The sequence below is a fragment of the Fibrella forsythiae genome (assembly GCF_017353175.1).
Classification (GTDB): Bacteria; Bacteroidota; Bacteroidia; order Cytophagales; family Spirosomataceae; genus Fibrella; species Fibrella forsythiae.
Genome location: NZ_JAFMYW010000050.1, coordinates 1 through 1,278 on the forward strand (window position 1 = coordinate 1; position 1,278 = coordinate 1,278).

Here is a 1,278-nt window from a genome sequence, read left to right on the forward strand (position 1 = left end):
AAACTCGCGGAAGCCCTGCTCGCCCTGGAAGGAGCCTTGGCTCCAGGTCTGGGTCAGTGGTCCCTCGTTGTGGTAGGCAAACCAGGTGCCCACGTATTCATCGGGGATGGCCGTGAAGGGTTTGTCGAGAAGCTCCTCGCCCGGGCCAGGAACAAGGGAATCGGCGGGTTCGTGTTTGCAGCTGCCCAGGGCCGTCGTAAGCAGGGTCAGCAGCAGGAGCAGAAAGGGGGTGATGTGCGAAAAACGAGGCATAGTATTGATGCGGTTTATAAAGTAGGTAAGCACCGGTGCGCAAGGGATCAGCTACACCTTGATTTGCCCGGTGAGTACAAAACTGAGCCCGGACCCGGCCCCGGCCAATGACTACTGCGCTCAATTGGCACGGGCGCTGACTGGATTGCCATAAAGGGGCAGTCAATTGGACCCGTGGGTTAGGCCCGATATGAACCAGCAGACTACGCCTGGAGGCGGTATGACACCTGGTCAGAAAGGACAAGGCGCTAGCAGGAGATTTTGGTCCTACCGGGAAGCCAGGGAGTGGTCAGGCGAAGTAGTGACCGGAAAGGGACCCACCAGACGGGGCAAAAAATAGGGAAGTAGACACCTACTCTGATGGCAGGCTGCTTGCCGCTAGACCCTGCTGTCAGCTGGCGTAGGACAAGCGCCGGGGTAGCCTGGGGTGCGGCGGGTTTTTGTAACCCACCGCCCACGGCCTGGTCAGTTCGTTTAACAGGCAGGCCCGGTTTCAGCCGTGTAGCGCCTGTACTAACTGCCGAAGGGCATCTGATGTCTGGCCAGCGGTGGATTGGCCAAGAGCCCGCTGACGGATGAATTTTAGTATAGCGGCTTGCAGCTCCTCTTTTTGCACCGGTTTGAGCAGGTAATCCACGCCGCTGGCCCTGAAGGCGCGCAGGGCATATTCGTCGTAGGAGGTGGTGAAGATAACGGGCGTAGTCACCTGGATCTGGTCAAAGATTTGAACGCTTTGGCCATCGGCTAGCTCGAGATCCATCAAAATCAAGTCCGGGGAGCGGACGTGGGCGGACCCGTAGGTACGTAGCCAGTCGACGGTCTCTTGGATACTGCCGGTAATGGCCACTACCGTAGCGGTGGGTTCAACACTGAAGAGCGTTTTGGCCAGCTTTCGGGCGGCCATATCCTCGTCTTCCACAAGAAGAAGTTGCATTGGTATAGGTTTATATGGTCAGGGAGCGGGGCGGTTGACTGCTTACCTTAACCAGGGGAAAGGTGACGATAAAGTGGTCGGGCGTTTCCTGC

Annotated in this window: 2 protein-coding genes; both read right to left on the reverse strand. The window is 57.8% G+C overall.

Annotation, left to right across the window (positions count from 1 at the left end; translation table 11 throughout):
* Positions 1 to 252 (reverse strand): hypothetical protein (locus tag J2I46_RS32570; protein WP_207333299.1); only part of this gene is annotated, 252 nt, incomplete at its 3' end.
* Between the two features lie 493 nt (positions 253 to 745).
* Complete coding sequence (locus tag J2I46_RS32575) at positions 746 to 1,186, reverse strand: LytR/AlgR family response regulator transcription factor (RefSeq protein ID WP_207333300.1); 441 nt, start codon at positions 1,184 to 1,186, stop codon at positions 746 to 748.
* Positions 1,187 to 1,278: the final 92 nt, after the last annotated feature.

What these genes read in the sequence shown, in the direction of transcription:
- J2I46_RS32575 (WP_207333300.1), bottom strand. Translation starts at nt 1,186, where the DNA reads ATGCAACTTCTTCTTGTGGAAGACGAGGATATGGCCGCCCGAAAGCTG.